The organism is Pararhizobium sp. LjRoot238 (assembly GCF_964252955.1).
Taxonomy (GTDB): Bacteria; Pseudomonadota; Alphaproteobacteria; order Rhizobiales; family Rhizobiaceae; genus Pararhizobium.
In genome coordinates this window covers 2,067,653-2,093,529 of the sequence record NZ_CAXUPP020000001.1, presented here as the reverse complement: position 1 = coordinate 2,093,529, position 25,877 = coordinate 2,067,653, and the positions used below count along the sequence as shown (strand labels likewise).

General features: G+C 60.6%; 26 protein-coding genes. 4 read left to right on the top strand and 22 right to left on the bottom strand.

Annotated elements, in window-relative coordinates; genetic code table 11:
- The first annotated feature begins 303 nt into the window (after window positions 1-303).
- Window positions 304-1,215 carry a DMT family transporter gene (locus ACSQ3F_RS10255; protein ID WP_436100119.1) on the top strand — a complete coding sequence of 304 codons (912 nt, stop codon included), beginning with the start codon at window positions 304-306 and terminating at the stop codon, window positions 1,213-1,215.
- 391 nt (window positions 1,216-1,606) lie between these two features.
- Here the strand turns inward: ACSQ3F_RS10255 and serA are convergent, their stop codons facing one another.
- The 14 genes from serA to ybgC all read right to left on the bottom strand — a co-directional run bounded on the left by serA (window position 1,607) and on the right by ybgC (window position 18,067).
- The gene (serA, locus tag ACSQ3F_RS10250) at window positions 1,607-3,202 is read right to left on the bottom strand and encodes a phosphoglycerate dehydrogenase (RefSeq protein WP_436100118.1); all 1,596 of its coding nucleotides are present in this window, start codon (window positions 3,200-3,202) and stop codon (window positions 1,607-1,609) included.
- 75 nt (window positions 3,203-3,277) lie between these two features.
- Complete coding sequence (locus ACSQ3F_RS10245; RefSeq protein ID WP_436100117.1) at window positions 3,278-4,456, bottom strand: phosphoserine transaminase; 1,179 nt, start codon at window positions 4,454-4,456, stop codon at window positions 3,278-3,280.
- Window positions 4,457-4,608: 152 nt separating this feature from the next.
- Window positions 4,609-5,415, bottom strand: coding sequence for an outer membrane protein (locus ACSQ3F_RS10240; protein ID WP_436100116.1), 807 nt, complete (start codon window positions 5,413-5,415; stop codon window positions 4,609-4,611).
- A 189-nt stretch (window positions 5,416-5,604) separates the two neighbouring features.
- Window positions 5,605-6,435, bottom strand: a complete 831-nt coding sequence (locus ACSQ3F_RS10235) for an outer membrane beta-barrel protein (protein ID WP_436100115.1) — start codon at window positions 6,433-6,435, stop codon at window positions 5,605-5,607.
- Between the two features lie 228 nt (window positions 6,436-6,663).
- A complete protein-coding gene (glmM, locus tag ACSQ3F_RS10230; protein ID WP_436100114.1) occupies window positions 6,664-8,016 on the bottom strand; it encodes a phosphoglucosamine mutase in 1,353 nt (450 codons plus the stop codon).
- A 312-nt stretch (window positions 8,017-8,328) separates the two neighbouring features.
- Window positions 8,329-10,272, bottom strand: coding sequence for an ATP-dependent zinc metalloprotease FtsH (gene ftsH, locus ACSQ3F_RS10225; protein ID WP_436100113.1), 1,944 nt, complete (start codon window positions 10,270-10,272; stop codon window positions 8,329-8,331).
- A gap of 99 nt (window positions 10,273-10,371) precedes the next feature.
- Entirely contained in the window at window positions 10,372-11,643 is a 1,272-nt protein-coding gene (tilS, locus tag ACSQ3F_RS10220) for a tRNA lysidine(34) synthetase TilS (protein ID WP_436102100.1), read from the bottom strand.
- A gap of 73 nt (window positions 11,644-11,716) precedes the next feature.
- Window positions 11,717-12,712 carry a tol-pal system protein YbgF gene (gene ybgF / locus ACSQ3F_RS10215; RefSeq protein ID WP_436100112.1) on the bottom strand — a complete coding sequence of 332 codons (996 nt, stop codon included), beginning with the start codon at window positions 12,710-12,712 and terminating at the stop codon, window positions 11,717-11,719.
- 181 nt (window positions 12,713-12,893) lie between these two features.
- Entirely contained in the window at window positions 12,894-13,418 is a 525-nt protein-coding gene (gene pal / locus ACSQ3F_RS10210; RefSeq protein ID WP_436100111.1) for a peptidoglycan-associated lipoprotein Pal, read from the bottom strand.
- 177 nt (window positions 13,419-13,595) lie between these two features.
- Window positions 13,596-14,906, bottom strand: coding sequence for a Tol-Pal system beta propeller repeat protein TolB (tolB, locus tag ACSQ3F_RS10205; protein WP_436102099.1), 1,311 nt, complete (start codon window positions 14,904-14,906; stop codon window positions 13,596-13,598).
- A 34-nt stretch (window positions 14,907-14,940) separates the two neighbouring features.
- On the bottom strand, window positions 14,941-16,008 hold the full coding sequence (locus ACSQ3F_RS10200) for a hypothetical protein (protein WP_436100110.1): 1,068 nt from the start codon (window positions 16,006-16,008) through the stop codon (window positions 14,941-14,943).
- A 9-nt stretch (window positions 16,009-16,017) separates the two neighbouring features.
- Entirely contained in the window at window positions 16,018-16,470 is a 453-nt protein-coding gene (gene tolR / locus ACSQ3F_RS10195; protein WP_018327843.1) for a protein TolR, read from the bottom strand.
- Window positions 16,471-16,497: 27 nt separating this feature from the next.
- The gene (gene tolQ, locus ACSQ3F_RS10190; protein ID WP_113004377.1) at window positions 16,498-17,220 is read right to left on the bottom strand and encodes a protein TolQ; all 723 of its coding nucleotides are present in this window, start codon (window positions 17,218-17,220) and stop codon (window positions 16,498-16,500) included.
- Window positions 17,221-17,623: 403 nt separating this feature from the next.
- Window positions 17,624-18,067, bottom strand: a complete 444-nt coding sequence (gene ybgC / locus ACSQ3F_RS10185) for a tol-pal system-associated acyl-CoA thioesterase (protein WP_436100109.1) — start codon at window positions 18,065-18,067, stop codon at window positions 17,624-17,626.
- A gap of 123 nt (window positions 18,068-18,190) precedes the next feature.
- Here ybgC and ACSQ3F_RS10180 point away from each other — a divergent pair, with 123 nt between their 5' ends.
- From ACSQ3F_RS10180 to ACSQ3F_RS10170, 3 genes are read left to right on the top strand one after another with little or no spacing between them, the layout of a single operon-like run.
- Window positions 18,191-19,411: an NAD-dependent epimerase/dehydratase family protein gene (locus tag ACSQ3F_RS10180; RefSeq protein WP_436100108.1), complete on the top strand. Its 1,221-nt coding sequence runs from the start codon at window positions 18,191-18,193 to the stop codon at window positions 19,409-19,411.
- Window positions 19,408-20,280 carry a glycosyltransferase gene (locus ACSQ3F_RS10175; protein ID WP_436100107.1) on the top strand — a complete coding sequence of 291 codons (873 nt, stop codon included), beginning with the start codon at window positions 19,408-19,410 and terminating at the stop codon, window positions 20,278-20,280. The genes ACSQ3F_RS10180 and ACSQ3F_RS10175 overlap by 4 nt, the downstream gene beginning before the upstream one ends.
- A 13-nt stretch (window positions 20,281-20,293) precedes the next feature.
- Window positions 20,294-21,184, top strand: coding sequence for an NAD-dependent epimerase/dehydratase family protein (locus ACSQ3F_RS10170; RefSeq protein WP_436100106.1), 891 nt, complete (start codon window positions 20,294-20,296; stop codon window positions 21,182-21,184).
- Window positions 21,185-21,282: 98 nt separating this feature from the next.
- On the opposite strand, the gene ACSQ3F_RS10165 is transcribed toward ACSQ3F_RS10170, so the two are convergent.
- The 8 genes from ACSQ3F_RS10165 to ruvC form a co-directional block, all read right to left on the bottom strand.
- Window positions 21,283-22,155: a metallophosphoesterase gene (locus ACSQ3F_RS10165; RefSeq protein WP_436100105.1), complete on the bottom strand. Its 873-nt coding sequence runs from the start codon at window positions 22,153-22,155 to the stop codon at window positions 21,283-21,285.
- On the bottom strand, window positions 22,156-23,196 hold the full coding sequence (ruvB, locus tag ACSQ3F_RS10160) for a Holliday junction branch migration DNA helicase RuvB (RefSeq protein WP_436100104.1): 1,041 nt from the start codon (window positions 23,194-23,196) through the stop codon (window positions 22,156-22,158).
- A complete protein-coding gene (locus tag ACSQ3F_RS10155) occupies window positions 23,193-23,597 on the bottom strand; it encodes a PIN domain-containing protein (RefSeq protein ID WP_436100103.1) in 405 nt (134 codons plus the stop codon). Before ACSQ3F_RS10155 ends, ruvB begins: the two co-directional genes overlap by 4 nt.
- Complete coding sequence (locus tag ACSQ3F_RS10150) at window positions 23,597-23,875, bottom strand: AbrB/MazE/SpoVT family DNA-binding domain-containing protein (protein WP_436100102.1); 279 nt, start codon at window positions 23,873-23,875, stop codon at window positions 23,597-23,599. The genes ACSQ3F_RS10155 and ACSQ3F_RS10150 overlap by 1 nt, the downstream gene beginning before the upstream one ends.
- 62 nt (window positions 23,876-23,937) lie before the next feature.
- Complete coding sequence (ruvA, locus tag ACSQ3F_RS10145) at window positions 23,938-24,555, bottom strand: Holliday junction branch migration protein RuvA (protein WP_436100101.1); 618 nt, start codon at window positions 24,553-24,555, stop codon at window positions 23,938-23,940.
- A gap of 13 nt (window positions 24,556-24,568) precedes the next feature.
- Window positions 24,569-24,988, bottom strand: a complete 420-nt coding sequence (locus tag ACSQ3F_RS10140; RefSeq protein ID WP_436100100.1) for a type II toxin-antitoxin system VapC family toxin — start codon at window positions 24,986-24,988, stop codon at window positions 24,569-24,571.
- A complete protein-coding gene (locus ACSQ3F_RS10135) occupies window positions 24,966-25,232 on the bottom strand; it encodes an AbrB/MazE/SpoVT family DNA-binding domain-containing protein (protein ID WP_436100099.1) in 267 nt (88 codons plus the stop codon). The genes ACSQ3F_RS10140 and ACSQ3F_RS10135 overlap by 23 nt, the downstream gene beginning before the upstream one ends.
- A gap of 55 nt (window positions 25,233-25,287) precedes the next feature.
- Window positions 25,288-25,800, bottom strand: a complete 513-nt coding sequence (gene ruvC / locus ACSQ3F_RS10130; RefSeq protein ID WP_436080127.1) for a crossover junction endodeoxyribonuclease RuvC — start codon at window positions 25,798-25,800, stop codon at window positions 25,288-25,290.
- Between the last annotated feature and the right edge of the window lie 77 nt (window positions 25,801-25,877).

Here is a 25,877-nt window from a genome sequence, read left to right as displayed (position 1 = left end):
GGCTAGGATTCGGGGTTTTTGCATGGCAAAGACGGCATTTAGCGCTCAGGGACGGAGCTGGTGCGCTGCTCGTCAAGACGGAATCGGCACCGGATACCCGCTAAACGGACGGGATCGACGGTATATTCATGCCGCCTCCGCCCTCAATGCCTCAGGAACAAGCCCGGCGAAGGCTAATAATGTGGGGTTGCCTTATGTCCGCCGGATTGATTCAATGCGAACCCAGTAACATGACGGCTCGATGTCGCCGCGCCATTCCGTCTGTCGCCATCGTTTACTTCACATGCCGCCCCCAGGAACGCCGTGCCCGTAAATCTCCAAGCATACGTCATTCTTTGCATCACCACATTGATCTGGGGTGGCAATTCGGTTGCCGGCAAGATGGCGGTCGGCCATGTCAGCCCGATGATGCTGACGAGCCTGCGCTGGGTGATTGCCTGCACCGTGCTTCTGATTTTCGCGGCACCCCAGGTGCGCCGCGACTTTACCGCGATCCGCAGGAACTGGTTGCTTTTGTTCGGCTACGGCACGGTCGGCTTCACCGCCTTCAACGCATTCCTCTATTCGGCCCTGCAATATACCAGCGCCATCAACGCCGTCATCGAACAGGCCGGCATTCCCATGGTGATCTTCGTGTTGAACTATCTGTTGTTCCGCACGGCCTTCTCGATGGCGCAGATCGCAGGCTTCACGCTGACCCTGTTCGGCGTGGCGCTAACCGCGTCGCATGGCGATCTCACCACGCTCCTATCGCTCCAGCTCAACCAGGGCGACGCACTGATGATGGCCGCCGTGCTCGTCTATGCCGGCTATACCGTGGCGCTGCGCTGGAAGCCGAACATTCACTGGAAAAGCCTGATCGCAATATCCGCCTTCGGCGCGCTCGTCAGCAGCATCCCGCTCGTCATCTGGGAGTTTTCTACCGGCCGGCTCGTCTTGCCCGATGCTCAAGGGTGGGCCATCGTCGCCTATGCCGGTCTCCTACCCTCTCTGGTGTCGCAGATCCTCTATGTGCGCGGCGTCGAACTGATCGGTCCCAACCGCGCCGGCCTGTTTATCAACACCATCCCGATCTTCGGCACGCTTTTGTCCATCGCTCTCATCGGCGAAGCGCTGCAGCCTTTCCATATCGTTGCCATGGTGCTGGTGCTAGGAGGCATCGCGGTCGCGGAACGTGGCCGCCCGCGCCCGCGCCAAGAGGCCGAGGCGAGATAGGACACCCTCAGTTCGCGCCCCTTTTCGAGGACGAAACATCCTCGAGGGCAAAGAGCGAGCCGTTCCAGAAGCACATCACGTGCCTCGGGTTGAAGGGCGTGGGCGATGCACTGGATTGTCATAGATGGGGCTACTGCATAATTCCTTAAATCGGAATCGATTTAGGGATAAAATTATGCAGCAGATCAAAGTGTTACAGCGTCCTTTGCGCGTCATGTTTGACGCGCGGCGCTGTAATGTCCGCCGGATCGGCGGGGCGCCAACGATAGGCCGCATTTTTCTCGGTCATGCCATTCGCTTCTATCAACGACAGACGCGCCGGAGGTAAGTCCGGCGCGTCTCTATTTCCGTCAGGGGAGTCCATGCGCGCTCAACGAGCGCGCATCGGGGCTCAGTCGACGTTGAACACCAGTTGCTTGGCCTGGCGGATTGCCGGGTTGGCGCGCAATTTGTCGAGCACGCCTTCCGAAACCTCGCCGTCGACATAGAGCAACGCGATGGCATCCGAGCCGGCATGGTGGCGGCCGAGCTGGAAGTTGGCGATGTTGACGCCGGCATCACCCAATGTCATGCCGATGAAGCCGATCATGCCGGGAACGTCGGTGTTTGTGATGTAGACCATGTGATTGCCGACATCGGCATCCAGATTGATGTCCTTGATCTGGATGAAGCGCGGCTTGCCGTCGGAGAAGACGGTGCCCGCAACCGAGCGCGTCTGGTTGGCCGTCGTCACCGTCAGCTTGATGTAACCGTCGAAGACGCCCGACTTGTCGCGCTTGACCTCGGAAAGGATGATGCCCTTTTCCTTGATCATCACCGGCGCCGAAACCATGTTGACGTCGGAGACCTGGCTGCGGATGAGGCCGGCCAGGGCAGCACTCGTCAGCGCCTTGGTGTTCATACCGGCGGTAGCGCCATCGTAAAGGATCTCGATTTCCTTGATGGCGCTTTCCGTCACCTGACCGACAAAGGCGCCGAGAACGTCGGCAAGCTTGATGAACGGCTTCAGGATCGGCGCTTCTTCCGCCGTTATCGAGGGCATGTTGATCGCGTTGGAAACCGCGCCCTTGACCAGATAATCCGACATCTGCTCGGCAACCTGCAGGGCGACGTTCTCCTGCGCTTCCGTGGTGGAGGCGCCGAGATGCGGCGTGCAGACGACGTTCGGCAGGCCGAAGAGCGGGCTTTCCGTCGCGGGCTCGACTTCGAACACGTCGAAACCCGCACCGGCGACATGACCGGACTTGATGGCGTCGGCAAGGGCATGCTCGTCGACCAGGCCGCCGCGGGCGCAGTTGATGATGCGCACGCCCGGCTTTGTCTTCGCCAGCGCCTCGCGGTTAAGGATGCCGCGCGTCTTGTCAGTCATCGGCACATGCAGGGTGATGAAATCGGCGTGTGCCAGCAGCTCGTCGAGTTCGACCTTGGTGACGCCCATTTCTTCGGCGCGTTCCTTGGAGAGGAAGGGGTCATAGGCGAGCACGTGCATCTTCAGGCCGATGGCGCGCGAGCAGACGATCGAGCCGATATTGCCGGCGCCGATGACGCCGAGCGTCTTGCCGGTGATCTCGACACCCATGAACTTCGATTTTTCCCACTTGCCGGCCTGGGTCGAGGTATCGGCCTGCGGCAGTTGGCGGGCGACGGCAAACATCAACGCGATGGCGTGCTCGGCTGTCGTGATCGAGTTGCCGAACGGCGTGTTCATGACGATGATGCCGCGGCGCGAGGCGGCCGGGATATCGACATTGTCGACGCCGATACCGGCGCGGCCGATGACCTTGAGATTGGTCGCAGCTGCGATCAGCTTTTCCGTCGCCTTGGTGGCGGACCGGATGGCGAGGCCGTCATAGTTGCCGATGATTTCCGCCAGCTTGTCCTTGTCCTTGCCGAGCTTCGGTTGGAAATCCACTTCGACGCCGCGATCGCGGAAGATCTGGACGGCGGTTTCCGACAGTTCATCGGATACGAGTACGCGAGGTGCCATAGGAGGCCTCCATTGGTTTCGTCAAAAAAGAAAGGATATGAAAGACCGCGCCCATTCGGCGCGGTCACAAGCCGGTCAGGCTGCGGCCTGCGAAAGCGTCGCCTTCTGGGTCGCGAACGCCCAGTCGAACCAGGGCATCAGCGCCTTGAGGTCGGCCGTTTCGATTGTCGCGCCGGCCCAGATGCGGAAACCGGACGGGGCATCGCGATAGGCGCCGATATCGTGGGCAACACCCTGCTTTTCCAAAAGCGCCACCATGCCCTTGGCAAAAGTGTCCTGCGCGGCAGCGTCGAGTGCTGCGACATCCTTGTCTGCGATCTTCAGGCAGACGGAGGTGTTGGACTGCGTTGCCGGATCCTCGGCCAGATTGGCGATCCAGTCCGTCTTTGCAACGAAGTCATGGATGACCTGCGCATTGGCGTCGGCACGGGCAATCAGGGCCTTGAGGCCGCCGACCTGCTTTGCCCAATGGAGGGCATCGATATAATCCTCGACGCAGAGCATTGACGGCGTGTTGATCGTCTCGCCCTGGAAGATGCCTTCGATGATCTTGCCGCCCTTGGTCATGCGGAAGATCTTCGGCAACGGCCATGAAGGCTCATAGCTTTCCAGCCGCTCGACAGCGCGCGGCGAAAGGATGAGAACGCCATGCGCGCCCTCGCCGCCGAGAACCTTCTGCCAGGAGAAGGTGACGACATCGAGCTTGGCGAAATCGAGCTCCTGCGCGAAGGCCGCCGAGGTCGCATCGCAGATCGTCAGCCCCTTGCGGTCGGCCGGAATGAAATCGGCGTTCGGGACGCGGACGCCCGAGGTCGTACCGTTCCAGGTGAAAACCACGTCGCGGTCGAAATCGAGCTTGGAGAGGTCCGGAAGCAGGCCATAGTCGGCCACGATCTTGCGGGTGTCGGGGAGCTTGAGCTCCTTGACGACATCGGAAACCCAGCCGGAGCCGAAGCTTTCCCAGGCGACCATATCGACGCCGCGCGGGCCGAGCAGCGACCAGAGCGCCATCTCGACAGCGCCGGTGTCGGACGCAGGCACGATGCCGATGCGGTAATCCGCCGGCACTTCCAGAAGTTCGCGGGTGAGGTCGATGGCCTGCTTCAGCTTGCTCTTGCCAACCTTGGCACGATGCGAGCGACCGAGGGCTGCATCAGAGAGCGCATCGAGCGACCAACCGGGGCGCTTCGAGCAGGGACCAGAAGAAAAATGGGTGTTTTCCGGGCGGATGTCCGGCGTAGCAGGGGTCGTCATCTGAGCTATCCTTCCAGATAGAAAGCCTCTCGTTAGGGAGAGGTGGCCTGCCGCCGTGAATATTGCGGACCGGGAAGGAAGTCAACCAACTTATGTCGCTGTTGAAAAGATTTTTGGCGCTGATGAACGTCTTCGGGCGGCGGCCGTTCGGCCTACCAAAGCGCCAAACGCAACCCGACGCGAACCTCGTGGCGGCCGAGGCCGTCGTCGAAACCATCGATATCGCTGCTGCCGAACATGTCGCCATCGGCAATCTGCGAGTAGCGATAGCCGACGTCAAGCTTCAGCCGTTCCGTCATGTCATAGGAAACACCGGCCATAAGCGCATAGGTGAAGCGCCAGCTGCTGTCGCCATCGAAGGACTGGGTGACCGCGGCGGCACCCGAGCAGGCGGCAGCGCGTGCGACGCAAGTGGTCGTCAGCGAGACATCGCTCCAACGCAACTGGGTCACGCCGAGACCGGCGCCAAGATAGGGCGTGAAGCCGGCCAGCGTCGCGAGATCGACATAGCCGTTCGCCATGATGCCGGTCGCACTGTAATCGGCGCGCAGGCCTCCCGCGCAGGACGTGCCTGCGGCTTCTCCGGCGCAGGGAACGTCCGCTTCACCCGAACCATCGAATTGTCCATCGAAATAGTCGCCGGTCAGATCAGCGCGGAACATGTCGTTGAACTGATAACCGACACCCAGCGCGCCAGAGACAGGTTTGCCGAAGCGGGCGTCGTCGAAAGAGGCCGTGTCCGTCATGCCCGTACCGGCGTCGAACAGACGAAGCGACGGATCGCCCTCCTCCGTCCAGCCTGCATAGCCGAGATCGCCGCGCAGATAAAAACCCTGGCTTCCCGTTTCTGCCGCCGAGATGGTGACTTCCGGTGCGTTGAGCAGATCGTCCGCCGCCTTCGCATGGCCGCCGGCAAAAAGCAGCGCCAGCGCGGATGCATTGAGAAGAATGTGCCGCATCGTGTGGTCCTTGGGAATGCCTTCAGTGGCAGGAAATCAACCCTTCATCGGCCGCGTTTACGAGCGTTAACTATCGCAGCCACAGGTTAACCGGCGGTTAACCATGCTTCTTAACCAGGATGGCGGAGGAATGGAAAAAGGCCGCCGGGAACCCGGGCGGCCTTTGAAATCAGATCGTTTGGTTGACGATTACTTGTAGACCACAGGCTCGACCGGCGGATCATAGACGGGGTCGCAATTTTCGCCGAAGGCATAACGCAGGCCCGCACGGCCTTCATGCAGATGGAACCCCTTGTCGTAGCCAGGGCCGCCGTTCGAGGCAAAGCCGAACATGTCTCCGCCTTCGACGCGGCGGTAGCGGTAGCCGACGTCAGCCTTCAGGGCGCAGGTCAGGTCGACGGAGGCACCGAGCATCAGCGCATAGGTAAAGCGCCACGGATCCTCGCCGTCATGCTCGACCGTTGGGTCGCAATTGGTCGGATCCGACGTGTCGCAACTGGTGTTGCGCAGGTTCCTCCAGTTAACCTTCGTGCCGCCGAGACCGCCACCGGCATAGGCCGTGAACGAACCGTAGCTCCAGAAATCGACATAGGCGTTTGCCATCAGGCTCCAGGCCGACATCGACGAAACGTCCGTCGAAACGCAGGAGACAGCCACGCCACATGAGCCGGACGTGCTGCCATGGAAATCGGACTCGCCAAGATAGTCCAGCGTCACGTCCGTGCGCAGATACTGATTGATCTGATAGCCGACGCCGACGCCGAGCAGGTAGGAATTGTCGACTTCGGCGGAATCGAAATCCTGCAGGTTGCTGTTGGAACCCTGGAAATAGTGAGCGCCACGCAGATTTTTTTGGGAAAATCCCGCATCACCGCGCAGATACCAACCGCTGGACGCGGCGACGGCTACCGGCTCCTGATAAGGCTCCTGCGCCTCTACCGGCTGCTGATAAGGCTCCTGCGCGAGCACCGGCGTACTGGCGAGCAGAACTGCAACAATGCCACTCCAAATCCTCTTCATGGCCTCACTCCGATATTTTTTGTTGCTTGGTCAGCCGAGACAGCGGCCTCCAATGTAGGATGTTGGGGTGGATCATGAATAGGAAAGGTTAAGGTGTAATTAACTACAAAAATTTACCGTAACTATTAACAGGTTTGCTTGGTGACAAAGCAACGCGCGGTATTTTCCTAACATTAAAAAAGACCGGGCATGACCCGGCCTTTCTCGGCATCTTGAAATCGATCGGTATCAGGCGACGTTGCGAACGGCGCTGATGACGCTGATCAGTTCGTCGACGATCCGTTCGACCTGCTCCCGGTCGTCGCCCTCCGCCATGACGCGGATCAGCGGTTCGGTACCGGACGGGCGGATCAGCAACCGGCCGTTCTTGGCAAGTTCCGCCTCCGCGTCGGCGATTGCCTGACGGACGGTGACGTTTTCGAGCGACATGCCGGACGAAACCCGAACGTTCTTCAGGACCTGCGGGACAGGGTCGAAACGGTGACAAACTTCGCTGACCGATTTTCCCTGACGCTTGACGCAGGCGAGAATCTGCAGCGCCGCGACAAGGCCATCGCCGGTCGTGCCGAAATCCGAGAGGACGATGTGGCCCGATTGCTCGCCGCCGACATTGAAGCCGTTCTGGCGCATGTGCTCGACGACGTATCGGTCTCCGACCTTGGTCCGATGCAGATTGAGGCTGCGTCCCTTGAGATAGCGCTCCAGGCCAAGATTGGACATGACGGTCGCAACGATGCCATCGCCGCTGAGCATGCCTTCGGCCGCCCAGCTATCGGCAATGACCGCCATCAACTGGTCGCCATCGACAATCTTCCCGTGCTCGTCGACGATCAGCACGCGGTCGGCGTCGCCATCGAGCGCGATGCCGATATCGGCGCGCACCTCATGCACCTTCTTCTGCAGCGCCTCCGGATGGGTCGATCCGCAGTCAAGGTTGATATTGATGCCGTTCGGCTCGTTTCCGATCGTCACGACATCCGCGCCGAGCTCCCACAGTGCGAGCGGCGCAACCTTGTAGGCGGCGCCATTGGCGCAGTCGATGGCGACCCTCAGGCCCTGAAGCGTCACGTCGCGCGGCAGCGTGCGCTTGGCATGTTCGATATAGCGATAGATGTCGCCTTCGACGCGCTTGGCCCTGCCTATTTCCTGCGACTTGGCGAGCTGCGCCGTCATGTCCTTTTCAAGCAGGTCCTCGATCTGTCCTTCCATCTCATCCGACAGCTTGTAGCCATCCGGGCCGAACAGCTTGATGCCGTTGTCCTCGAAGGGATTATGCGAGGCGGAGATCATCACGCCGATATCGGCGCGCAGCGAGCGCGTCAGCATGGCGACGCCGGGGGTCGGGATAGGCCCCAGGAGGAAGACATCGAGACCTGCGGCAGTGAAACCGGCCACCAGGGCATTTTCCAGCATATAGCCCGAAAGGCGCGTGTCCTTGCCGATCACCACCCGGTGCCGGTGCGCGCCATTGCGAAAGATCGTACCGACGGCAACGCCGACGCGCATGGCGAGATCCGGCGTCATCGGAAACAGGTTCGACTGTCCGCGGATACCATCCGTCCCAAAATAGTTGCGCTTCATAAAAACTCCAATTCTTGTCAAAGGCGCCAGCGCAACGTCAATCACAGGCCCGCCAGGGAGCCGCTTTCCGCAACACCGGCCTTCCGGATCACATTTGCAGGCGCCAACGCCTCACGTTGCGATCACGCGGAAAACTGCGCATGGGTATTTTATTGCCATAAAACCTTCGCAACAACATCCCGTTTATCATCAGAATTCATTACAGCGCGTTACCAAGCGGGGAACCAATTGCGCTGAATTATTCAGGACAAAGAAAAACCGCCGCATCTTTCGGCGCGGCGGTTTTATTTCGCATTTGTACTCGGTGTAAGCCTATTGCGGCTGCGGCTCGAACCCGCCTTCGGCCTCGTCGCCCTTATGGCCGACGGAACCATCCTTCTTCACGCCCGCGGACGGAACGGCAGAGCCACGATGCGGAGGCGAGTCGTCCCCGAGGTCACGCGCCGGCTTTTCGCCGCGGATCAGCGCCTTGATCTCGTCGCCCGTCAGCGTCTCGTATTCGAGCAAGCCCTCGGCAATCGCGACGAATTCGCCATGCATCTCGGTGATGATCCGCTTGGCTTCGAGATAGGCCTCATCGATCAGGCGGCGGATTTCGATGTCGATCTTCTGCGATGTCGCTTCAGAGACGTTCTTGGTCTGAGAAACCGAGTGGCCGAGGAAGACCTCCTGCTGGTTCTCGCCATAGGCAACCTGGCCGAGTTCATCGGAGAAACCCCACTGCGTCACCATGGCGCGGGCAAGCTTGGTGGCCTGCTCGATATCGGACGATGCGCCAGAGGTGATGTTTTCCTTGCCGAAGGTGATTTCCTCGGCAACGCGGCCGCCCATCATGATCGCCAGGCGCGACACCATCCACTTGTAGCTCATCGAATAGCGGTCGCCTTCGGGAAGCTGCATGACCATGCCGAGAGAGCGGCCGCGCGGAATGATCGTCGCCTTGTGCAGGGGATCGGCAACCGGAACCTTAAGCGCCAGAATGGCGTGGCCCGCTTCGTGATAGGCGGTCAGCTTCTTCTCGGCTTCGGTCATGGCGGAGGAGCGGCGTTCCGCGCCCATCATGATCTTGTCCTTGGCGTCTTCGAATTCCTGCATGGTAACGACGCGCTTGTTGCGGCGCGCAGCCATCAGGGCGGCTTCGTTGACGAGGTTCATCAGATCGGCGCCCGAAAAGCCGGGCGTACCGCGTGCGAGAACCTTCAGATCGACATTCGGCGCCAGCGGCACGTTGCGGATGTGCACCTTCAGAATGCGTTCGCGACCGTTGATGTCGGGGTTCGGAACGACGACCTGGCGGTCGAAGCGGCCCGGGCGCAGCAGCGCCGGGTCGAGAACGTCCGGGCGGTTGGTCGCCGCGATCAGGATGATGCCTTCATTGGCCTCGAAGCCGTCCATCTCGACCAGCAACTGGTTGAGGGTCTGCTCGCGTTCATCGTTACCGCCGCCGAGACCGGCGCCGCGATGACGGCCAACGGCGTCGATTTCGTCGATGAAGATGATGCACGGCGCATTCTTCTTTGCCTGCTCAAACATGTCGCGCACACGCGATGCGCCGACGCCGACGAACATTTCGACGAAATCCGAGCCGGAGATGGTGAAGAAGGGCACATTCGCTTCACCGGCAACGGAGCGGGCGAGCAGCGTCTTACCGGTGCCGGGAGGGCCGACGAGCAGCACGCCACGCGGAATGCGGCCACCGAGACGCTGGAACTTCTGCGGATCGCGCAGGAATTCAACGATTTCCTCGAGGTCCTGCTTGGCTTCGTCAACGCCGGCGACGTCGTCAAACGTCACGCGGCCATGCGCTTCGGTGAGGAGCTTGGCCTTGGACTTGCCGAAACCCATTGCGCCCCGCGAGCCGCCCTGCATCTGCCGCATGAAGAACAGCCAGACGCCAAGGATGAGAAGCATGGGCAGAAGCGTGCCGACATAGCTCAGGAAACCAGAGGAACCGTCGGTTTCGGGGCGAACCGTCACGGTTACGTTCTTGGCTTCCATGCGTTCGGTCAAAGCCGTATCGATCGCAGGCGCATAGGTCTGGAAGGTCGCGCCGCTTTCGGTATAGGAACCGATCACCTTGTTGCCGGTGATCAGGACTTCCTTGACGCGGCTGCCATCGACATCCTTCAGGAACTGGGAAAAGGGAATATCCTTCGACCCGGTGCGCTCGGTCGGCTGCTGAAACATGCTGAACAGCGCGATCAGCAGCAAGGCAATGATTGCCCAAAGGGCAAAATTTCTGAAATTAGGGTTCATCGAACTCCCCGGAACCTGTGGCAACCCACAATGATTTGTGGCTGCATTCTTATGTCTAACATAGGGTTGCGCGACCGGCTTGCCAAGGTAAACTCAGGTTCAACCTGTCTTTTCCGTCAAAACATCGTGAACCGGAGGAGCAAGATACCGGTCACGACCAAAGAGCGCAGCGATGCTATTCGCTATCATCAGGTCGAAACGCGGCAAAAAGGTGTCGTAAAGGCCGATACTGCTTTCGACCAAGGCCGCGGTCGACAAGGGGACCTGGCCCGCCAGAGAGAAGGCCGGGGCCGATTTGGCCGCGCGTTTGACGATCGCTTCGGGGAGACCTGCGGCAATCGGTCTCGCCGTGAGCTCCACGGCATCGACACCGCCGCCAACCATCAATGGCACCGCACCGGTATTCGTGACAATGAAGCGGCCGTCCCAGATCGCTTTCTGATGAGGCTGTATAACGAGATCGGGCAGATTTCTCGCCTCCCGATAAAGGTAGAGGCCCGAACGGCGGCGGTCGAAAACGACGCGCCCGGCCGTCATCCGGCCATCCCGCCCCTCGGCCAGGAACGCGGCAAGCCGCGCCGCGGTTTCTCGGCCCGGCAGATGCTGCCTGCCGCCCATGACCGCGGTGAGAGCCAGGATAGCACGGCGCCAATCCGGATCGGACATCTTCTCGGCGAGCGCCGGATCGATCCGCGCGGCAAGCCCTTCGAAAACGACAGCATGCCGCTCAAGCAGACTGGCGGCACGCGCGCTGGAACGGCGGCGTGCTTCGGCCGCCGCCGAGAATTGATCGGTGGCCGATTCGTCGCGGAGCGCCTGCCGAACTCGGACACGCTCGAAGCGCAGATTGGCATTGCTCGGATCATCGAACCAGTCTTCGCCCCGGAGCGTGAGATAGCTGCGGATATCGGCCCGGCGCTGCCTCAAAAACGGCCGCAACACCCAGACGCGGCGATCGACAAGCATTCCATCCGCCATCCCCGCCAGGCCGGGCGCATCCGCCTGCGAGCGGCTTTGCCGCATAGTGACGGTTTCAGCCTGATCGTCGGCCGTGTGAGCGGTCACGATGCACTGCGCGCCCACCACTTCCGCGGCGGCGGCCAACAATACGTAACGCGCTTCGCGGGCTGCGGCCTGCAGGCCGGTTTCCGGCTTTTCGCCCTGCCACTGGCGCGTCAGATGGGGGATTTTCCTGTCCGCGCAAAACTGTGCGACGGCACGCGCTTCGTCTGCAGATTCCGGCCGCAGACCATGGTCGATGGTGCAGGCGGACAGGGAGAAAGCGGAAAAGCCGCCGCGCGCGATCGCTTCGTGCAGCGCAAGCAGAAGACCTTTTGAATCGCTGCCACCGGAAACGGCGGCGAGGATCATGCCGGGCGTCTTGAAGGTCGAAAGAAATTGTTTCGCCGCCTCGACGACGGCGTGCGGCGCAGCGCGATCTGCCTCAGCAGGCAAGGCGGCTCTGTTCGCTGGTAACCTTGGCCTTCACCGCGGCGGAAGCCTTGGGATAGCGCTTGTTGACCTCGCGCAGCGTCGCACAGGCCGTGTCTTTGTTGTCGAGGGCTGCGAGCGACATGCCGAGCTTCAAGAGCATTTCCGGCGCCTTCGGCGACTTGCCGTAGGTCTGGTGCGCATTGAGGAAAGTCTTGGCCGCGTCGTTGAACTTGCCCTGAGAATATTGCGCTTCACCCATCCAGAAGCTGGCATCGGCGGCTTTTTCGCCGTTCGGAAAGACATCCAGATAGTCGCGGAATTCGTTTTCGGCCTGACCGTAATCGCCGGTCAGGACATGCCCGTAGGCGGACTGGTAGAGATCGCCGGGATTGTCGAGCGCCGCCGTCTGCTGCTGGCTGTCCGGGGTCTGGTTGATGCCCTGATCGACACCTGGAAGCGTCGCTTCGAGACTGGTCGTGTTTCGATTTGCCGCGACGGGATTGCCGTTTTCATCGAACACGATCTCGCCGAGCGTTGCCGGTGGTGCTCCGGTGTTGCCGCTTGCGCCCGTGTCCGATCCCAAACTTGCGTTGGGATCGGTTGCCGCTGTCTGATCATCCGTTGCCGGCACGCCGGTGGATGCAGTGTCGTTTGTCTGCGGCGTTTCCGCCTGGCTCTTCTTGGTAGAGTCCGACTTGCCGCTTTCCAGGTCCTGGAAACGGAACTCGTTGTCTTCCTGGAACTTGCGGATCTGTTCCTGCATCTGCAGGAGCTGGAAGCTCATTTCCTCGATACGCCCGTTGAGCGAGCGGATCTGTTCCTCGAGCTGCCCGATGCGTCCGATCTCGCTCGACTGGACCTTCAGCAGCGGCGCCTTGTCCGGCGACTGGGTCTCGCCGTGAATTGCGCGGTTAAACAGCGCGGAAAGCGGCATGGCGGTGACTGTCTGGCCAAAGCCCGCAAAGGCGGTCAGGCCGATCAATCCCGCCACGACAAAATGTTTCATGTCATGTGTCCCGTTTGAATATTCCACTCTCGCCCGCAGCCGGTGCAAATCGGCCCTCGGGTGATTGCCGCACAGTTTTCCAATTGGCCTCAAAAAGCAACGGAGTTCGGTGAAAGTGTGACGAAAAAGAAAGGACGGCCCTAAGACCGCCCTTCCACAAGCTTTTTCCGATGTGCGGCAATTACATGCCGGCGCCACCGAGAACCGTGACGGCGCGGCGGTTCTGCGACCAGCAGGAAATGTCGTCGCAGACGGCGACCGGCTTTTCCTTGCCGTAGGAGATCGTCTTCATCTTGCCGGCCGGGATACCGCGCGAAGCGAGGTAGTCGCGGGTTGCAGCAGCGCGGCGTGCGCCGAGGGCAAGGTTGTATTCGCGGGTGCCGCGTTCGTCGGCGTGACCTTCGACCGTGATCGCATAGTTCGGGTACTTGGCCAGCCACTGAGCCTGCTTGTCGAGCGTTGCCTGCGCATCGGCACGGATCGAGGTGGAGTCCGTATCGAAGAAGATGCGGTCGCCGACATTGACCGTGAAGTCCTGCGTCGAGCCGGGCGTCGCTGCGTTCAGGCCGAGTTCGCCAGCGCTGTTCGGCAGGTTCTTCTTCGAGGCGCAGCCGGCAATGGCGAGCGTCATGACGAGGGCAACCATGACCGGATTGCGAGCGATGGTTTGCATGCGGCCTTCGGCCTTGGCGTGAATGCGGCTCATGGGCCGGTCTCCTTGGATGTCTAAATTCAGGGTTGCCAGACTGTAACCGGAAGCGGTTAATCGACTTTCAACAGGTATGGTTAACAGAGTGTCAAAATACGAACGAAGGCTTGCTAGATCAGCCCTTTGCGGCGAGAAAGCGGCGGTGCGCCACTTTCCTGCCGCATCGCAGCAACGCTATTCGAGTAGCGGCGACCAGGCCGGATCGGATGCAAACCCCTGGGTGGAGATCAGCTGCTCGTTGTAGCCGGTCAGGTCGATCGAGTAGAGTTGCGGGCCGCCGGCACCGGCATTCTGACGGAAGAACATCAGGACGCGGCCGTTCGGCGCCCAGGTCGGGCCCTCATTGTGGAAGCCCGTCGTCAGGATGCGTTCGCCCGAACCGTCCGGCTTCATCACGCCGATCGAGAACTTGCCGCCCGACTGCTTGGTGAAGGCGATCAGATCGCCGCGCGGCGACCAGACCGGGGTCGAATAGGAACCGTCGCCGAAGGAGATGCGGTTCTGCCCGCCGCCCGAGGCGCCCATGACGTAAAGCTGCTGGCGGCCGCCGCGATCGCTTTCGAAGACGATCTGGCTGCCATCAGGCGAATAGGACGGAGATGTGTCGATCGCGGCCGTCGAGGTCAGGCGGGTCGTCGTGCGCGAACGCAGGTCCATCGTGTAGATGTTGGCATTGCCTTCCTGCTGCAGGCTCATGATGACCCGCTGGCCATCCGGCGAGAAGCGCGGCGCAAAGGTCATGCCGGGGAAATTGCCGACGACTTCGCGCTGTCCGGTCTCGAGCTGCAGCAGATAGACGCGCGGCTCATTGCCCTCGAAGGACATATAGGTGATTTCCTGCTTGTTCGGCGAGAAGCGCGGCGTCAGCACGATATCGTTGGAATTGGTGACCGCCCGAGCGTTGAAGCCGTCCTGGTCCATGATCGCCAGCTGACGCTTGCGCGCCGTCTTCGGACCGCTTTCGGCGACATAGACGATACGCGTATCGAAATAGCCCTTTTCACCGGTGATCTGCTCATAGATCGCGTCAGCAATGATATGGGCGACGCGGCGCCAGTTTTCCGGCTGGGTGAAGAACTGCTGGCCCGTCATCTGCTGGCCGGCAAAACTGTCCCACAGGCGGAACTCGGCCTTCAGGCGGCCATCGCCTTCCTGGGTCACACGGCCGGTGACGAGCGCCTGCGCATTGATGACCTTCCAGTCCTCGAAGCGGGGTGCCGCGTCCGGATTGGTGATCTTCTCGATGAAGGCACCCTTGTCGATCGGCGCAAACAGGCCGGAACGCTTGAGGTCGGCTGCCACCACATCGGAAATCTTCTGCCCCAGTTCACCCTGCAGGAAATCGGTGACGGCGATCGGCAAGGGCTCGACATTGCCCTTGTTGATGTTGATTTCCACCAGCGCGTGAGCCGGCGAGGTCAAAAGTGTGACCATCGCCGCGATCGCGACGAGAAAACGGAAGGGGTTTCGTTTCAGCATGGTTATAGAAGCCTCTCAGCCATTCATTCGTGTGTTGTTTTTAGAGCATTGCGCTCGGATCGAAATTGACGACGACGTCGCTCCAGGAATCGTATTTGTCGGCAGGCAAATCGGTGAAGGGAGCCGATTTCATGATCGCGCGCAGGACGCTGCCCTCGAAGGTACGGCGCGCGGATTCCGTTCCGCCGGAGGCAACGACTTCTGGCCTGCCGACGAGTTCGCCGCTTCTGTCAAGCTGCATCGAAACCCTGATCGTCAGACCTTCTGCACCGGCCGTACCTGCGATAATCGACCAGTTGCCTTCGATCTTGCCTCTCAGGGCGTCCATCTCGCTTTGCGACATGGTGTTGCCCGTCGTCTTCTTTGCACCGGCAGCTGCCGGATCCTTGGCGCGCTTCGCACCGCCACCGGACGAATCCGTCTTGTTGAGAAGAGCAGCCACCTCATCGGCGTTGAAATCGGATTCCTTTGCCGTCGACGACTTCTTCTTTTCTTTCTTGTTTTCTTCGTTCTTGCGATCAGGCGTCTTGGCCGTCTGCGCCTGCTGCTCGACCTTCGGCTTCATGACTGGCGTCGGGATCTTGTCCGGCAGCGCCTCGGCTTCCGGATTTTCAGCGGGCTGCTCCTCGGCCGGCTGCTCTTCCGGCTTCGGATCGGGCTTCACTTCCTGCTTCGGTTCAGGCAACGAAGCGACTTCGGTCGCGGGCTCGGAAGCAGGCTTCTCTTCGGTGACCTCGGGGCTGTCTTCTTTGACAGGCTCAGGGGTGGGAACGGGCTTTTCTTCTGCCTTGATGGCGCCTGTCGATTCTTTTTCGATCGGCTTCGATTCCGGTTTAGGCGGCGTCTTTAGGTCGACATCATTCTCACCAATGTTCTCGGCATCCTTGACTTCCGTCGGCTTCTTGGTGGGGACCGCCGAGGGCGTTTCCCCTTTCGGCGCTTCCTTGTCGCCCTGCTGAAGCTGGGTAAGCTCTTCGATCGGAACGATATCGACCGGCATCGACTCCAGATTGGACACTTCGAACTTTTCCGGACTGCCGAGCGACACCAGCGCCCAGGTCAGCACCAGGCCGTGCAGCACAGCGGATGTGATGAGACTTGTCTTCATCGCAGCGCTCTACTGGTCCTTCTTCGGTTGAGTGACGAGGCCGATGTTCTTGAAGCCGGCCTCCTGGATGCGGGACATGACGTCGGCGATCACGCCGTAGGGCGACGTCGCATCGCCGCGCACGAAAATGCGCTCGCTGTAGCCGGTCGTGGCGATCGCCTCGAGCTTGGCGGCGACTTCCTCGACCGGGATCGGCGTTTCCTGCAGGAAGACCTGACCGTCACTCTTGACGGAGATAGTGATCGGCTGCGTTTCGGAATTGAGCGCCTTTGCCTGCGTTTCCGGCAGGTCGATCGGCACGCCGACCGTCATCATCGGGGCCGCGACCATGAAGATGATCAGGAGCACCAGCATCACGTCCACGAAGGGCGTCACGTTGATTTCGCTCATGATGGCCTTGCCGCGACCGCGACGGCGGCGTCCGCCGCCCGAGCCCTTCGATCCGCCTACTGCCATACCCATAGCAAATACTCCGTCTCTCGGTACCGGTTACTGCGCGGCCTGGCGCGGCTGCTGCAGCTTCTCGTCGATCTGGCGCGAAAGGATGGCCGAGAACTCGTCGGCAAAGCCTTCCATGCGGGAGGTGATCTTGCCGGCATCGGCGGAGAACTTGTTATAGGCGATAACCGCCGGGATAGCGGCAAGAAGGCCGATTGCCGTCGCCAAAAGCGCTTCGGCGATACCGGGTGCCACGACCGCGAGGTTGGTGGACTTCGAACCGGCGATCGCCTGGAACGAGGTCATGATACCGACGACCGTCCCGAACAGCCCGACGAACGGACCGGCCGAGCCGATGGTGGCAAGCGAACCGAGCCGCGCCTCGAGCGTTTCGGATTCACGCGAAAGAGTGACGTCCATTGCCCGGTCGATACGCATCTGGAGACCGATCGGCGAGCGGGCGCCGCGTTCGAAGGATTTCTTCCACTCGCGCATCGCAGAGACGAAGATCGCACCCATGCCGGAGGTCTGCCGGTCGGACAGCGTCCGGTAAAGCTCCTCAAGCGACTGGCCGGACCAGAACACCTGTTCGAAGGCGTCCAGCTGACGGCGAACCTTGCCGTATTTCAGTGTCTTGTCGACGACGATCGCCCAGGTCCAGACGGAGGCGCCAATCAGCCCCAGCATCACCAGCTTGACGACGAAGCCCGCTTCCATGAAAAGCGACCACAGCGTCACGTCCGTCGTCGCCGCAGCCAATCCAACCTGTTCCATAGTCTCAAATCCCCGAATCCAAACGCCCGGCAAGAGCAGTCTCATGCTCACAGCCAGGTAGCTCAAACGTCATTGTTGCAAGATTGACCCGGCAGCTGCCGATAACCGGCCTCATGCCGATCTTTAAGCTTCCTGTCTGCCTTCTTGCCTTCAATCTTGGTGAAAGGATGACGTGCACTGCACAAAACCCTAATATGGGCATTAAGACATCATTATGGTTAAGAGAGTATTACCTTGTTGCACTGCAATCGCGATGGGCGAAAGCAGAGACGAGTTCGCTCCGGGAACATTCCACCCCCCGCCACGCCACGAACCTTCCGGCAAGCCCGTGCATTACGAGGCAAAGGATTGGAAACAGAGCCTGACCAGGGCGATGCTGAAAGCGGCGGGTGCTGAGAGCTGATCAGCCCTGCCCCAAAAACTTCTTGCCCAGCGCTTCCGGCAGCCGTCGCGGCCGTCCCTGCCCGTTGATCACCGCGATGATCACCTTGGCGGCGATCAGCAACGTGCCCTCGCGGCGGATTTCCTGTTGGAGCACCATTTTGGCACCGCCCGCCTTTTCCGTCGTCGTGGTGATCGTCAAGATGTCGTCCATGCGCGCCGACGTCTTGAAATCGATCTCCATGCGATGGACGACAAAAACGAGACCTTCCGTATCCCCGTCAAGCGCCATCGTTGCCTGCTCGACGCCGAGCAGCCGCAAATAGTCAGTGCGGGCTCGCTCCATGAAATGCAGGTAGCGGGCGTGATAGACGACGCCGGAGAAATCCGTGTCCTCGTAATAGACCCGCTGCACCAGTCGGTGCCCGTGATCTGTCAGTTCGCCGGAAAGCGCGATCAACGTCATTCACAACCTCGGAAGTTTTCTTTTTCCTGTGGCGGAACAAACGCCGTTTGGCAAGCATTGTCGTCCTGTCACATTCCATCCCTATCACCGTCACATATTTTCCACGTGAAGGAGATTCCCTGCATGAAAATTGCTGTCCTTGGCGGTGATGGCTTCGTCGGCTGGCCGACGGCCCTGCATTTGTCCGATGCCGGGCATGACATTCACATTCTCGACAATCTCTCGCGGCGCTGGATCGACACCGAACTCGGGGTCCAGTCTCTCACCCCGATGGATTCCATTCAGGAGCGGACACGCATCTGGCACGCAGAAACCGGCCGCCGCATCCATTTTCACCTGATCGATCTCGCCCGCGATTACGAGCTTCTCAAGAACTGGCTCGCCGAAAATCGGCCCGATGCCATCATCCACTTCGCCGAGCAGCGCGCAGCCCCCTATTCGATGAAGAGCGACCGGCACAAGAACTACACGGTCAACAACAACGTCAATGCCACGCATAACCTCTTGAACGCCTTGGTCGAGATCGGCCTCGACGCGCATCTCGTTCATCTCGGCACCATGGGCGTCTATGGCTATTCGACCGTCGGTGCCGCAATCCCGGAAGGTTACCTACCGGTTGGTATCGAGACGCAGGACGGCCGCACCGTCGCCCAGGAAATCCTCTATCCGGCCAATCCCGGCTCGATTTATCACATGACCAAGTGCCTCGATCAGCTGCTGTTCCAGTTCTACGCCAAGAACGACGGCATGCGGATTACCGACCTGCATCAGGGCATCGTCTGGGGCACGCACACCGAGCAGACCCGCCGTCACGAGCAACTGATCAATCGCTTCGACTATGACGGCGACTACGGCACCGTGCTCAACCGTTTCCTCATCCAGGCCGCCATCGGCTATCCGCTGACGGTGCACGGCACCGGCGGCCAGACCCGCGCCTTCATCCATATCCAGGATTCGGTGCGCTGCATCGAACTCGCTTTGATGAACCCGCCCCAGCGTGGCGCCCGCGTCGAAATCTTCAACCAGATGACCGAGACCCACCGGATCCGCGACCTGGCCGAAATGATCGCCGGCCTCAGCGGCTCGGAAATCGTCTGGCTGCCTAATCCGCGCAAGGAAGCCGCCGAAAACGATCTCGTCGTGCGCAACGAGAAGTTCCGGGAGCTCGGTCTCGATCCGACCACGCTTCAGGATGGCCTGCTTGCGGAAATCGTCGATGTCGGCAGGAAATACGCCTACCGCGTCGACCGCAGTCGCGTGCCGGCCGTTTCGGCCTGGACCAAGGACATTGCCACCAAGATCAATCACGATCCGGAAGGCCGGAGGCTGAAATCGGTTTCATGACGCAATCCGGTCTGGTTTCAGAAGGCATCACACCTTCCGGTCCTGCCGGATCGCGCAATGCGTTCGTCACGCTCGTGACGAACGCCGACTACGCCATGGGAGCGACCGCGCTTGCCCGCTCCATACGCTTGACGGCGACCGGCGCCGATATCGTCGTCCTTCACACCGGTGGCGTGGAACCAGATCGGCTCGTCCCGCTTGCCGATCTCGGCTGCCGCCTTGTCGGCACCGACCTCTTGCCGCTGTCGGACGCCTTCAACGAACGTCATGCGCGCAGAAACTTACATGGCGCCGCCCCTTTTACCAAAGGCCGCAAGCCCGATTTCCACTCGCCGCTCGACAATTTCTGCAAGCTGCGGCTCTGGCAGCTGACAGAATACGACCGCTGCATCTTCATCGATGCCGATGCGCTGGTTCTGAAGAACATCGACCGCTATTTCGCCTATCCCGAATTTTCCGCAGCACCCAACGTCTATGAGAGCCTTGCCGATTTTCACAGGCTGAACTCCGGCGTTTTCGTCGCCAAACCTTCACTCCGGACTTTCGAGGCCATGTTGACGCGGTTGGATGCGCCCGATGCCTTCTGGCCACGCACCGACCAGACCTTTCTGCAGAGTTTCTTCCCGGACTGGCACGGCCTGCCCGTCACGATGAACATGCTGCAATATATCTGGTTCAACATGCCGGCGCTGTGGGACTGGGCATCGATCGGCGTGCTGCACTATCAGTATGAAAAACCTTGGGAAAAGGATCATCCGAAAGAAGAAAGGCTGCGACCGCTGATCGATCTCTGGCATGCTTTCTTCAGCGGGGAAAACATCCCGGAGATTGCCAATCTGCCAAATCCGGGCCTGCAAAACCCGGACTGAATTCAGGAAGCTCATGACCCGCGTTCTCGTTTCCGGCGGCACCGGCTATGCCGGCCGCTTCATCGTCGAACACCTGCTGGCGGGCGGGTACAAGGTCACTGTCGGCGGCCGCACCGCGCCCGAACCGGGCTTCTTTTCGACGGACGTTCCGTTTGTTCCCCTGATCCTCGATCCCGATACCGACCAGATGGAGGCCTTCGACAACATCTACTATTTCGTCCACGCCGCCTTCGATCACCTGCCGGGCAAATATCGCGGCGGCGAAGGCGACGATCCCGACGGGTTCCGCCGTGCAAATCTGGACGGAAGCGTGCGGCTGTTCGAAACCGCGCGCGACGCCGGCGTTTGCCGCTGCGTCTTCCTGTCAAGCCGCGCTGCCTACGGCCCGCAAGCGCCGGGCGTGCTGCTCACGGAAGATATGCACTGCAAGCCGGACACACTGTACGGCGAAGTCAAGCTGCAGGCCGAGCGCAGCCTGCTTTCGCTTTGCGGCCATGGCTTCATCACCGCCAGCCTGCGGGCTACGGGAATCTACGGTCCCGCAGGCCCAGGTCGAAAACACAAATGGGCTTCTCTTTTCGAGGACTACTTGTCGGGAAAGGCCGTTTCCCCCCGCATCGGGACCGAAGTGCATGGCGAAGATGTCGCCAAGGCCGTCCGGCTGATGCTGGAGGTCGACGCGGTGCGGATCAATGGCGGGACGTTCAACGTGTCGGATATCCTGACCGGCAACCACGAAATTCTCTCGATCCTTCAACGGGTGACCCACTGTCCGCATCCGCTGCCGGAAGCCGCCGATCGCGATACCTACAATCGGATGGGAGCCTGCAAGATCGGCGCGCTGGGCTGGAAGCCGGGCGGCATGGATCTGCTGCGGAGGACGGTTGAACAGCTGGCTTCGTAAGATCAAGGCGCGGCGGGCCGGCAAACGATCGCCCCGAAGTCGCGCACGGCAATCCGAACATTGAACGGCTTGGGCGGCGCGGTGGTGCGCGTTCGGCTTCAGCCGAGGTCTACCACGACGATTTCCGGCGGCGAACCGAGACGAAAGGGCAGGATCGACGTGCCGAGTCCGCCGGAAACGATCAGGTTGCGGTTATCCTCGACGATATGGCCATAGGCATAGCGATTGTGGAAGCGTGATGGGACGACGGGAGAATAGCCAAAGACACGGATTTGTCCGCCATGCGTGTGCCCCGAAAGGGTCAGCGACACCCGGTCCGGCACCGTCGGAAAAACATCCGGCTCGTGCGCCATCAGGATGACCGGCGCCTCCCCGCTGATCTGCGCCATAGTTGCGGGCAGGTCATCCAGCCCCGGCCACGGCCCGATCTGGTCCGCAAGCCCGGCGAGCCAGAACGAACGGCCATCCTTCTCGAAACGCACCGCGCGATTGTCGTAGACGGGCACGTTGATCGATGCGAGCGCGGCGTGGACAAGCGTAGGGCCCTTCCCGGCGACCATGGCCTCCGTATCATCCAGCCAATCATGATTGCCCATCACCGCATGGACCCCGAGTGGAGCCGAGAGGCGCGCAAGCTCGCGAGCCCAGTCTTCCGGCGCAACCCGACCCGTCTTTATCCGCATGCCGGACAGATAGTCTCCCAAAAGCAGGACCATGTCACCGCCGAGCGCATTGGCCTGTTCGCAGATGCCGCCAATCCGCTGCGGAGACATCCAGGGTGTGCAGGCATGGATGTCTGCCAGCACCACCAGCCTCAATTTCAATCCGGCCGGCCAATTGTTCGGAACGAGACTATACCGCTTTACCCGCGGCTGCCGCGCCGGCTCTATCCCGACGGCATAGGCGCCGGTCGCCATGCCGCTCAGCATCAGCCCCGCAAATGTCACCAGAACGCCCCGCCGCGTGATCACTCAATCGTCCTCTTGAAACAGGCGGAACTGGGTCGCCTCCAGATCCTTCGGCACCTGCAGCCCAAGGTGTTTCCATGCATTTGCGGTCAAAACGCGGCCGCGCGGCGTGCGCTGGATAAAACCCTGCTGAATCATATAGGGCTCGATGATGTCCTCGATCGCATCGCGCGGTTCGGAAAGCCCGGCCGCGATCGTCTCGATGCCGACGGGACCACCGCCGAAATTGAGCGCGATCATCGTCAAATAGCGCTTGTCCAACTGGTCGAGGCCCATATTGTCGACCAGCAGCCGGGTCAGCGCCTCGTCGGCGATCTGCTTCGTCACGGCTTCCGCCCTCGCCACCTCGGCGAAATCCCGCACCCGGCGCAACAGCCTGCCGGCAATACGCGGCGTGCCGCGCGAACGGCGGGCGATTTCGCGGGCACCGTCGTCGGTGATGCCAAGCCCCATCAACCGGGCACCGCGCCGGACGATCGATTCCAGTTCTTCCACGGTATAAAAACTGAGCCGCACCGGAATGCCGAAACGATCGCGCAACGGCGTCGTCAGGAGACCGAGTCGGGTGGTGGCGGCAACCAGCGTGAACTTCGACAGGTCGATCTTCACCGAACGCGCCGCTGGCCCTTCGCCGATGATCAGGTCGAGCTGAAAGTCCTCCATCGCCGGATAGAGAATTTCCTCGACAGCCGGGTTGAGCCGGTGGATTTCATCGATGAACAGCACATCGCGGTCTTCGAGATTGGTCAGCAAAGCCGCGAGATCGCCCGCCTTGGCAATCACAGGACCCGAGGTCGAGCGGAAATTGACGCCAAGCTCCTTGGCCATGATCTGCGCCAGCGTCGTCTTGCCGAGGCCGGGCGGACCGACGAACAGCACGTGGTCCAACGCCTCGCCGCGGTTCTTCGCCGCCTCGATGAACACCTTCAGATTGGCACGCGCTTCTGCCTGGCCGGTAAACTCGTCCAGCGACTGCGGCCGCAGCGTCGTATCGAGGTCCTCGCCCCGCTTTTCCGGTGTGATCAGACGTGCGGCATCGGTCATTCGAGGAGTTCCATTCCGGGGACAGTTTTGGCAGCTTTGGCATCAAAAGTGAGAGTGCGGTCGCAGCCGGAGAGCCGGTTCAATTCACCGATCAGCGCATCGGATATGTCCGCACCCAAAAGTCTCGAAAGATTGATCGCGTTCCCGACGATTTCATATTGGTCGATTTCGAGGTCGCCGCGCTCCAGGAGCGCTTGGACCAAAGCGAGGAGTTGCGATTTCCGATAGCCGTATTGTCTGCGCAACGTCCATAGCGTTTCAATCAGGACAACAATATTGATGAAAAATACGTCTTCCTCTTCAAGGGCTCTGACCAGGCGCGCAACAGACGCAGATTGTTCGGCGTCGTCCTTCACAAACAGGCGAACCAGAATGTTGGTGTCCACACCTATACGCGCCATCAATCTGGGTCTGCCTGCCGAATGGAACGCATCACATGTTCCGTGGCGCCATCCATGGCCGCCTTGGACAAGTCGTCAATCGTCGCACCTGCTCCATAAGGTGGCTCACCAAGTATGCCAGCCAAATCGGCAAGGCTCTTGTTGCGAGGAATAACGATCATTTCTCCATCGCGAACCCAAACATAGCATTTGTCGCCGGGCTTAATATTGAGCGCTTCCCGAACGGCCTTTGGTACTGTCATCTGGCCTTTTGACGTAATTGTCGCATGATGTCCCATCGCATATCCCGCCGATATTCTTACTTTTCTAAAATAGTAAGGCGCCTACAAAAAGCAACGTATTATCGCGCCAGTTCCTTCAATCCCAGCCGGATCAGCTTGGCGCTGTCAGCGCCCTCGCCGCCATTCTTCAACGCCGCGGCAACCGCGTTTGCCGCCTGATCGCGTGAGTAGCCGAGATTGCTCAGCGCCGAGACCGCATCCGCCACGGGTGCGGAGGCAACGCCTTCGCCAAGCTCCTGCTTCAGGCCGATATTGGCCGCCGCCTCGCCGGCAAAGGCGGGCGCCTTGTTCTTGAGCTCGGTGACGATGCGCACCGCGACCTTCGGGCCGACACCCGGCGCCCGCGACACGGACGTTTTGTCCTGCAGCGCGATCGCGTTCGCCAGTTCGCCGGGTGTCAGAACCGAGAGTACCGCCAGCGCCACCTTGGAGCCGACGCCCTGAACGCTCTGCAGCAGCCGGAACCACTCCCGCTCCAGCGCCGTCAGAAAGCCGAACAGCCGCAACTGGTCCTCGCGCACATAGGTCTCGATGAACAGAACGACGGCCTCGCCCGGAGCGCTGAGCTTCGACAATGTGCGCGACGAGCAATGGGCGACATAGCCGACGCCATGTACGTCGAGAACCACGTGGTCGTCGCCGATCTCGTCGATCGTTCCCTTGAGCTTGCCGATCATGGCGCAAAATCCTTCATGGGTGGCTTTCCGGCGTGATCAGTTCGACGGAAGGAAAATAGGAACTGTATCTAGCGCCATCGCGTGTCAAAAGACGATACCGCCGCCAGTCTGCATGGGCGCCGATCAGGAAATCCGGGAGCGTCCTTTCCCGCTGACCGCCCGCGAGACAATAGGCTCGGTGCGCCTTTCCGGCGCGGAACGCCGCTTCAAAGGGTATGTTTTCGCGCTTCGCATCAAGCCACCCCAGGGCGGTCATCAATTCGCCTTCGGAAATAGCCGATGCCGCCAGCTCCGACCAAACGACGGGACTGAGGACAAGAATTCCGTCACTCAGAGACTGCCGCAACGCAGCCACCGACCAGCTGCGAACAGGGGTCTCAGGACCAAGTACGTCGATAAAGATATTGGTATCAACGAGGGTTGAGATCGTCACGCTCGCCCCTCAGCCAAACCATAAACTCGTCCGTACTCATGCCGCCGGTATCGAACGTCCCTTTGACGCGCGCGGCCCAATCATCGAAGTCTCGGATAGAGTTTTGATCCTCCGGATTGTCGACCCGCACCAACAAGGCACCGTTGTTCGATGCAACAAAATCCACTTCCGATCCCGGCACGATGCCAAGACGGTCTCTGATTTCCTTCGGGATGGTGACCTGGCCTTTTTCAGTAACGCGCATGGTAATACCTCTTGGGTATTACTTAATCGCCAAAACGGAACATGTCAAGAACAAATCAACCCGCGAGCGCGGCCATCCGCATCCGTGCCGCACCGCGATTGTGCGCATGGCAGATGGCGATCGCCAGCGCATCGGCCGCGTCATTGCCCTTGAATTCGGCCTTCGGCATCAGGATTTTCAGCATCATGTGAATCTGCTGCTTCTCGCCGTGGCCGACGCCGATCACCGCTTTCTTCACTGCATTCGGCGCATATTCGGAGACCTGCAAGCCGGCCCGCGCCGGCACCAGCATGGCGATGCCGCGCGCTTGGCCGAGTTTCAGCGTCGCCACCGCATCCTTGTTGACGAAAGTCTGCTCGACGGCAGCCTCGTCCGGCTTGTGGCTGTGAATCACCTCCGCCAGACCATCATGCAACTGGCAAAGGCGCGAGGCGAGGTCCATCTCGCCGTCGGATGTCACGGTACCGGAAGCAACGAAGCGCAAGGAGTTGCCAAGCGTGTCGATGATGCCCCAGCCGGTACGGCGAAGCCCCGGATCGATGCCGATGATGCGAATCGTGTTTTGCATACTGAACCCTATTCCCGATAACGGGACGCTGCCAGCAAAATGTGAACAAAACAAAAACATCCCCATGATTTAACGGT

Excerpts from the sequence above, each read along its gene's own strand:
- serA (WP_436100118.1), bottom strand. The coding sequence starts at position 3,202 with ATGGCACCTCGCGTACTCGTATCCGATGAACTGTCGGAAACCGCCGTC.
- ACSQ3F_RS10245 (WP_436100117.1), bottom strand. The coding sequence starts at position 4,456 with ATGACGACCCCTGCTACGCCGGACATCCGCCCGGAAAACACCCATTTT.
- ACSQ3F_RS10240 (WP_436100116.1), bottom strand. The coding sequence starts at position 5,415 with ATGCGGCACATTCTTCTCAATGCATCCGCGCTGGCGCTGCTTTTTGCC.
- ACSQ3F_RS10235 (WP_436100115.1), bottom strand. The coding sequence starts at position 6,435 with ATGAAGAGGATTTGGAGTGGCATTGTTGCAGTTCTGCTCGCCAGTACG.
- glmM (WP_436100114.1), bottom strand. The coding sequence starts at position 8,016 with ATGAAGCGCAACTATTTTGGGACGGATGGTATCCGCGGACAGTCGAAC.
- ftsH (WP_436100113.1), bottom strand. The coding sequence starts at position 10,272 with ATGAACCCTAATTTCAGAAATTTTGCCCTTTGGGCAATCATTGCCTTG.
- tilS (WP_436102100.1), bottom strand. The coding sequence starts at position 11,643 with ATGATCCTCGCCGCCGTTTCCGGTGGCAGCGATTCAAAAGGTCTTCTG.
- ybgF (WP_436100112.1), bottom strand. The coding sequence starts at position 12,712 with ATGAAACATTTTGTCGTGGCGGGATTGATCGGCCTGACCGCCTTTGCG.
- pal (WP_436100111.1), bottom strand. The coding sequence starts at position 13,418 with ATGAGCCGCATTCACGCCAAGGCCGAAGGCCGCATGCAAACCATCGCT.
- ACSQ3F_RS10200 (WP_436100110.1), bottom strand. The coding sequence starts at position 16,008 with ATGAAGACAAGTCTCATCACATCCGCTGTGCTGCACGGCCTGGTGCTG.
- tolR (WP_018327843.1), bottom strand. The coding sequence starts at position 16,470 with ATGGGTATGGCAGTAGGCGGATCGAAGGGCTCGGGCGGCGGACGCCGC.
- tolQ (WP_113004377.1), bottom strand. The coding sequence starts at position 17,220 with ATGGAACAGGTTGGATTGGCTGCGGCGACGACGGACGTGACGCTGTGG.
- ybgC (WP_436100109.1), bottom strand. The coding sequence starts at position 18,067 with ATGACGTTGATCGCGCTTTCCGGCGAACTGACAGATCACGGGCACCGA.
- ACSQ3F_RS10180 (WP_436100108.1), top strand. The coding sequence starts at position 18,191 with ATGAAAATTGCTGTCCTTGGCGGTGATGGCTTCGTCGGCTGGCCGACG.
- ACSQ3F_RS10175 (WP_436100107.1), top strand. The coding sequence starts at position 19,408 with ATGACGCAATCCGGTCTGGTTTCAGAAGGCATCACACCTTCCGGTCCT.
- ACSQ3F_RS10170 (WP_436100106.1), top strand. The coding sequence starts at position 20,294 with ATGACCCGCGTTCTCGTTTCCGGCGGCACCGGCTATGCCGGCCGCTTC.
- ruvB (WP_436100104.1), bottom strand. The coding sequence starts at position 23,196 with ATGACCGATGCCGCACGTCTGATCACACCGGAAAAGCGGGGCGAGGAC.
- ACSQ3F_RS10155 (WP_436100103.1), bottom strand. The coding sequence starts at position 23,597 with ATGGCGCGTATAGGTGTGGACACCAACATTCTGGTTCGCCTGTTTGTG.
- ACSQ3F_RS10150 (WP_436100102.1), bottom strand. The coding sequence starts at position 23,875 with ATGGGACATCATGCGACAATTACGTCAAAAGGCCAGATGACAGTACCA.
- ruvA (WP_436100101.1), bottom strand. The coding sequence starts at position 24,555 with ATGATCGGCAAGCTCAAGGGAACGATCGACGAGATCGGCGACGACCAC.
- ACSQ3F_RS10135 (WP_436100099.1), bottom strand. The coding sequence starts at position 25,232 with ATGCGCGTTACTGAAAAAGGCCAGGTCACCATCCCGAAGGAAATCAGA.
- ruvC (WP_436080127.1), bottom strand. The coding sequence starts at position 25,800 with ATGCAAAACACGATTCGCATCATCGGCATCGATCCGGGGCTTCGCCGT.